Consider the following 7,306-nt stretch of genomic DNA (forward strand, 5'->3'; position numbering starts at 1 on the left):
GGCGCCGCCCGAAGCGTGGTGGACACAGGGATAGTGCGGATTCGCCGGGGCTTGACGGAGATCAGGTTCCGGCGGCAGGCGGGTATGGCGGTCAGCCGGTGGTCTCGGCGTCGGCGCCGTCGTCGGGCAGCACGCGCGACGCCAGTACCTTGTCGATGCGCTTGCCGTCCATGTCCACGATCTCGAACTTCCAGTCGCCCCAGCGCACGGTGTCGGTGGTCTGCGGAAGGCGGCCCAACAGCAACAGCAGCATGCCGGACAGCGTGTGGTAACGCTCCTTGTCCTCTTCCGGCACCTGGCGCAGGCCAATGCGGTCTTTCAGTTCGGGGATGGGAATGAGGCCATCGAGCAGCCAGGAACCGTCCTCGCGCTGTACGGCCCATTCCTCGCCGACGCCATCCTGCTTGAATTCGCCGGTAATGGCCTCGATCAGGTCCTGCAGCGTCACCAGGCCTAGCACCTCGCCGTATTCGTCGATGACAAAGGCAATCTGGCCGCCGGAAACGCGGAAATTCTCCAGCAGTTCCATGCCGGTCACGCTTTCCGGCACGAAYACCGGAGCCTGGGCCACGGCGGCGAGGTCGGTAGGCTCGCCGCGCAGGCGGCGCGCCAGCAACTGGCGGGCGCTGACCACGCCCAGCATGTCGTGCATGCCGCCGCGCACCACCGGGAAGCGTGAGTGATCGGACTCCTCGATGCGGCGCAGGTTTTCTTCCAGCGGGACTTCCACGTCCAGGCAGACCACATCGCCGCGCGGCACCATCAGCGAGGTGAGCTGGCGGTCATCCAGGCGAAACACATTACGCACCATGGTGTGCTCGTGCTGCTCGATGACACCGGCTTCCGAGCCTTCCACCAGGAGGGCATGGATCTCTTCTTCGGTCACCGCCGGGCCGCGGCCGCTTTTCACGCCAAGCATGCGCAGCACCAGCCGGGTTGAGCTGGATAGCAGCTTGACGAACGGGGTGGAGGCCAGCGCGAGGAAGGAAATCGGGCGCGAGACCAGGCGCGCGATGGTTTCGGGGGCCATCTGGCCAAGGCGCTTGGGCACCAGTTCGCCCAGCACGATGGAGAAATAGGTCAGGCYGGCCACCACAATGGTGGTTGCCACCCAGCCGGCGGTCGAGGCCTGAATGCCAAAGCCCTGGAGCCAGGCGCCGAGCGGCTGCGCCAGGGTGGATTCGCCAACGACGCCGTTTAGCACGCCAATGGAGGTGATGCCGATCTGGACGGTAGACAGAAATCGGGTGGGATCCTCGCCCAGCTTGATCGCTTCGATCGCGCCGCGGTCGCCTTCTTCGATGCGCCGCTGCAAGCGGGCCTTGCGGGCTGTCATCAAGGCGATTTCGGACATCGCGAACAGGCCGTTGATCAGGATCAGCGCCAGTAATATGGCAATTTCCATCAGGGTGCGCGCCCTGTGCGCGCAGGAGTTATCGAGGGCCAAAGCATAACATTGCTGTGTGTCAGGGCCGCTGCGGGCTTCCCGGGATTGCCGTGCCCATCCCCCTTGCTGCACTTTGCACCGACCGAGCCGTCACCTGGGCGCAGCATGAAAACCGAACGGCGCCCCCGTTCGAAAACACGACGTTCGAGACGGTGCAAGTCGCTTCCCGCTCCGGCCATTCACCTGAAATATTCGCTATCCCATTGATATAAAACAAAAAGTACTTTTCTCCAGCAGTTGGCACAGCCGTTGCATTACTGCCACCGAACCACCGTGCCATGCGGTGAGTTTGGCAACGGCGCTGCCTGGCAGCCGCCGTGAACGCTGACAAAGCAAGGAGACAAGTATGGAAGTGCAATCACAAGTCCAGGTGATGGGCATCGACGCCGGCGGCACGATGACCGACACCTTCTTTGTGCGCGGCGACGGGCGGTTCGTCGTCGGCAAGGCGCAAAGCAACCCGGAAGACGAATCCCTGGCCATCTTCAACTCCTCGGAGGACGCGCTTGCGCACTGGCAGCGCGGGGTCGACGACGTGTACCCCGAACTGCTGACCTGCGTGTACTCGGGCACGGCGATGCTCAACCGCGTCGTGCAGCGCAAGGGGCTGGACGTGGGCCTGATGGTTAACAAAGGCTTCGAGCACGTCCATTCGATGGGGCGGGCAATCCAGAGCTACCTGGGCTACGCGCTGGAGGAGCGTATCCATCTCAACACGCATCGCTACGACGAACCGCTGGTGCCCCTGTCGCGTACCCGCGGCGTGACCGAACGCACCGACGTGCAGGGAGAGATCGTGATCCCGCTGCGCGAAAATGAAGTGCGTCAGGCGACACGTGAATTGGTGGCGGCGGGGTCCAAGGCCGTCGTGATCTGCTTCCTGCAATCGCACAAGAACGGCAACAGCGAGCAGCAGGCGCGAGATATCACGCGTGACGAGCTCAAAAAGCTCGGCGCCGATATCCCGGTGTTCGCCTCGGTGGACTATTACCCGCAGCGCAAGGAAAGCCACCGGATGAACACCACGGTGCTGGAGGCATACGCGGCCGAGCCCTCGCGGCAGACGCTGAAAAAGGTCAGCGACCGTTTCAGGAAGCACGGTGCCAAGTTCGACCTGCGGGTGATGGCCACCCACGGTGGCACCATCAGTTGGAAGGCCAAGGAACTGGCGCGCACCATCGTCTCCGGACCGATCGGCGGCGTGATCGGCTCCAAGTTGCTGGGCGAAACCCTGGGCTACGACAATATCGCCTGTTCCGACATCGGCGGCACCTCGTTCGACATGGCGCTCATCACCAAGGGCAACTTCGCCATCGCCGCCGATCCCGACATGGCGCGGCTGGTGCTGTCCTTGCCGCTGGTGACGATGGACTCGGTGGGCGCAGGCGCCGGCAGCTTCGTGCGGCTCGACCCCTATAGCGGCGCCATCAAGCTCGGCCCGGACAGCGCGGGTTATCGGGTTGGCACCTGCTGGCCGGAAAGCGGGCTGGACACGGTGTCGGTCTCGGATTGCCATGTGGTGCTGGGCTACCTCAATCCCGACAATTTCCTTGGCGGCGCCATCAAGCTGGATGTCGATCGGGCGCGCCAGCATATCAAGGCGCAGATCGCCGAGCCGCTGGGTTTGTCGGTAGAAGACGCCGCGGCCGGCGTGATCGAGCTGCTCGACCTGCAATTGCGCGAGTACCTGCGTTCTAACGTAAGCGCCAAGGGCTATAACCCGACCGAGTTCGTCTGCTTCTCCTACGGTGGGGCCGGGCCTGTCCATACCTATGGCTACACCGAAGGGCTGGGCTTCAAGGATGTGATCGTGCCGGCTTGGGCGGCGGGCTTCTCGGCGTTCGGCTGTGCTTGCGCGGACTTCGAGTACCGCTATGACAAGAGCGTTGACCTGGCGCTGCCACAGGATGCTGCGCAGGAGGACAAGGCCCGGGCGGCCCAAACCATCCAGAAGGCGTGGTCGGACTTGGCCGCCAAGGTGATCGAGGAGTTCAAGATCAACGGCTTCAAGGCAGAAGACGTCATCCTGCGGCCCGGCTACCGCATGCAATACATGGGCCAGCTTAACGACCTGGAAATCAGCTCCCCGATCGTCAATGCCGCCACAGCGGGCGATTGGGACCAGATCGTCGATGCCTTCGAGGAAACCTACGGCCGCGTGTACGCCAGTTCGGCGCGCTCGCCCGAGCTGGGTTTCTCCGTTACTGGCGCCATCGTGCGCGGCATGGTGATTACCCAGAAGCCGGTGCTGCCGGAAGACCCGGAAGGCGGGCCGAAGCCGCCCGCGCAAGCACGGCTGGGAACGCGTCCGCTGTATCGCCAGAAGCAGTGGCACGACGCAGTGCTGTGGAAGATGGAAGCGCTGCTGCCCGGCAACACCATCACCGGGCCGGCCATCATCGAGTCGGACGCCACCACCTTCGTCGTTCCCGAGGGCTTTGCCACCACGCTCGACAAGCATCACCTCTTCCACCTTAAAGAAGTGAAGTAAGGAGACACGCCATGAACATGATGTCCAGCAAGGAAGTCGGGCTCGCCGACCTGCTCAAGACTGGCGAGACGCTCAAGCAGTTCCGCGACGCCATCCTCGAACGCACTGCCGAGACCGGCCATTACAACGGGCTCACGCGCCTCGCATTTCGCGAGCGTGACCCGATCCGCTACGAAAAGCTCTTCTCCAAGCTGCGCGGCGGCCTGGTCCATGCGCGCGAAACCGCCAAGAAGATCGCCGCCAGCCCGATCGTCGAGCAGGAGGGCGAACTGTGCTTCACGCTCTACAACGCCGCCGGTGATTGCGTGCTGACCTCGACCGGGATCATCATCCACGTCGGCACGATGGGGGCCGCGATCAAGTACATGATCGAGAACGACTGGGAGACCAATCCCGGCATCCATCCCGGGGACATGTTCACCAACAATGATTGCGCGATCGGTAATGTCCATCCCTGCGATATCGCCACCATCGTGCCGATTTTCGCGCATGGCAAGCTGGTGGGCTGGGTGGGCGGCGTGACACACGTGATCGACACCGGCGCGGTGACGCCCGGATCGATGTCCACCGGGCAGGTGCAGCGCTTCGGCGACGGCTACATGATCACCTGCCGCAAGACCGGGGTGAACGACACCCCGCTGCGCGACTGGCTGCATGAAAGCCAGCGTTCGGTACGCACGCCGAAGTACTGGATTCTCGACGAACGAACCCGCATCGCCGGCTGCCACATGATCCGCGACCTCATCGAGGAAGTGATCGAGGACGAAGGGCTGGAAGCCTACGAAGAATTCTCCTACGAGGTGATCGAGGAAGGGCGCCGCGGCCTGCAGACGCGCATCAAGGCGATGACGCTGCCGGGCAAGTACCGCAAGGTGGCGTTTGTCGACGTGCCGTACAACCACCCGGATGTGCAGACCTCGTCGGCCTTCGCCAAGCTCGATTCGATCATGCATTCGCCGGTGGAAATGGAAATCCGCAAGGATGGTTCGTGGCGCCTGGATTTCGAAGGTGCGAGCCGCTGGGGCTGGCATTCCTACAATGCGCACCACGTGGCCTTTACCAGCGGCATCTGGGTGATGATGACGCAGACGCTGGTGCCCACGCAGCGCATTAACGATGGTGCCTACTTCGGCACGGAATTCCATCTGCCCAAGGGCACCTGGATGAATCCGGACGATCGCCGCACCGGCCATGCCTACGCCTGGCACTTCCTTGTCTCGGGCTGGAGCGCGATGTGGCGCGGATTGTCGCAGGCCTACTTCAGCCGCGGCTACCTGGAAGAGGTCAATGCCGGCAACGCCAACACCTCCAACTGGCTGCAGGGCGGCGGCATCAACCAGGACGGCGAGATCCACGCGGTCAACAGCTTCGAGGCTTCGTCGTGCGGCACCGGCGCCAGCGCCATCAAGGACGGTCTCAACCATGCCGCGGCGATCTGGAACCCGGAAGGCGATATGGGCGATATCGAGATATGGGAAATGGCCGAGCCCCTGCTTTACCTGGGGCGCAACGCCAAGGCCAATTCCGGCGGCTATGGAAAATACCGGGGCGGCTGCGGCTTCGAGACGCTGCGCATGGTGTGGAAAGCGCAAGACTGGACCATGTTCTTCATGGGCAACGGCTACATGAACAGCGACTGGGGCCTGATGGGCGGCTATCCCGCCGCCACCGGCTACCGCTTCGAAGCCCACAAGACCGGCCTGAAGGAGCGCATCGCCGGCGGCGATAGCCTGCCGCTGGGTGGCGATGCCAATCCGGACCTGCCGGACTACGAGAACCACCTCAACGCCGGCGCGGTCGTCAAGCGCGACCAGCAGTGCATGACGACCGAGGACTGCTACGACAACTACGATCTGTACCTGAACTACCTGCGTGGCGGCCCCGGCTTTGGCGACCCGCTCGACCGCGAGGCCGAGGCCATCGAGCGGGACCTGAACAACGCCTTGCTGCTGCCGGAATATGCGCAGAAGGTATATGGCGCAGTCGCAACCAAGGACGGCAATGGGGTATGGAAGGTGGATGCCAAGGCGACCGCGTTGCTGCGCATCGAGATCCGCAACCAGCGCCTGGCTCGCTCRCAGCCTGTCCAGGAATGGATGAAGGGCGAGCGCGAGCGGATTCTGGTCAAGCATGCCTCGATCCAGGTGCGGCACATGTTTGCCACCAGCTTTGGCCTGTCGAACAAGTTCGAGCAGCAGTTTCGCACGTTCTGGGGCCTGCCGGACTCGTGGACCTTGACCGAGGACGAGCTGGACGTGCCGACCTATGGCTCGAAGTACCGCATGGACCTGTCCAAGATGCCCGACGTCAACACGGTGGTGCTGGTCGAAGAGTGAGGCCCGGCCGGCGCCAACGAACGCACACATTAGTCAATTCGTCAGAGAGGATTCAAGATGTCCACCTACACCAGTGAACAGGTCAAGAACCTGGTCGACGGCAAGCTCGACTGGGACACCACCCTGCGCATGCTATCGATGCCCAAGGATGCCGCGCGCTTTCAGCTATACGTGCAGGCGCTGCAGAAAAAGCTCGATTGGGATGATCGCATCGTGCTGCCGCTGAGCCCGCACATGTTTATCGTGCAGCAAGCCAAGAGCAAAAAGTGGGTCACGCAATGCGATTGCGGCCATGTCTTCTGCGACTACCGGGAGAACTGGAAGCTCCATGCCAACGTCTACGTGCGCGACACGGATGAAGCCATGGCCGAGGTCTATCCGCACCTGATGGCACCGGACACGCAATGGCAGGTGTACCGCGAATACTACTGCCCCAAGTGCGGAACCATGCACGACGTGGAAGCCCCCACGCCGTGGTATCCGGTGATCCACGACTTCGAGCCAGATATCGAGGCGTTCTATACGGACTGGGTGAAGCTGCCTCTGCCGGAGCGCGCGGACTGATGCCGATCTCGGCATCGAGGTAATTGCTTCTGCACTTGCGGGCCAGGGATGGATCGTGCATTCCTCTTGGCAGGGGCCTTTCGGCCGTTCGATTTTCGGACGGCCGTTTCATTTTCKGCCGGTCGGTGAGAGGGCTGCTCAGGCGCCCGTGCGGCCGGGCGGCCCGCGTGGCGGGCACATGGCGCGTGGCCTGGAACTTGCGGGTAGGCAAGTCCCGGCTGGCTTTGGCGGTACCGTCGGGAGTAGGATGCAAAGAGCGGGCGCCAGTCCCGCGAAGCACGCCGCAAGACAAGAGATCAAGCCCAAGAGATCGAGCCGGATAACCGGCCATCTGAGCCCGCATCGGGCGGGCCCCCGCAAGGAGACACGGAATGCAAGAAGCCGGTACGCCGATGGACTGGTTTTCCCATCCCGATCATGACGCAAGCATCATGTCCGCCTGGGAGCACCTGATCGATGGCGGTGAGG

At 63.1% G+C, this 7,306-nt stretch carries 4 protein-coding genes; 3 read left to right on the forward strand and 1 reads right to left on the reverse strand.

What is annotated here, in order from left to right:
• Positions 1-91: 91 nt before the first annotated feature.
• Positions 92-1,405 (reverse strand): hemolysin family protein, encoded by a 1,314-nt coding sequence (locus tag AC1DS3_RS18345; protein ID WP_477127655.1) that lies wholly within the window; start codon positions 1,403-1,405, stop codon positions 92-94.
• Positions 1,406-1,793: 388 nt separating this feature from the next.
• Here AC1DS3_RS18345 and AC1DS3_RS18350 point away from each other — a divergent pair, with 388 nt between their 5' ends.
• Genes AC1DS3_RS18350 through AC1DS3_RS18360 form a run of 3 tightly spaced genes read left to right on the forward strand, consistent with a single transcriptional unit; the run spans position 1,794 to position 6,838 of the window.
• A complete protein-coding gene (locus tag AC1DS3_RS18350) occupies positions 1,794-3,938 on the forward strand; it encodes a hydantoinase/oxoprolinase family protein (RefSeq protein WP_441638878.1) in 2,145 nt (714 codons plus the stop codon).
• 11 nt (positions 3,939-3,949) lie between these two features.
• A complete protein-coding gene (locus tag AC1DS3_RS18355) occupies positions 3,950-6,274 on the forward strand; it encodes a hydantoinase B/oxoprolinase family protein (RefSeq protein WP_441638880.1) in 2,325 nt (774 codons plus the stop codon).
• 57 nt (positions 6,275-6,331) lie between these two features.
• Positions 6,332-6,838 (forward strand): acetone carboxylase subunit gamma, encoded by a 507-nt coding sequence (locus tag AC1DS3_RS18360; protein WP_441638882.1) that lies wholly within the window; start codon positions 6,332-6,334, stop codon positions 6,836-6,838.
• Positions 6,839-7,306: the final 468 nt, after the last annotated feature.

This window comes from Cupriavidus sp. 01L46 (assembly GCF_056399905.1).

Excerpts from the sequence above, each read along its gene's own strand:
- AC1DS3_RS18350 (WP_441638878.1), top strand. The coding sequence starts at position 1,794 with ATGGAAGTGCAATCACAAGTCCAGGTGATGGGCATCGACGCCGGCGGC.
- AC1DS3_RS18360 (WP_441638882.1), top strand. The coding sequence starts at position 6,332 with ATGTCCACCTACACCAGTGAACAGGTCAAGAACCTGGTCGACGGCAAG.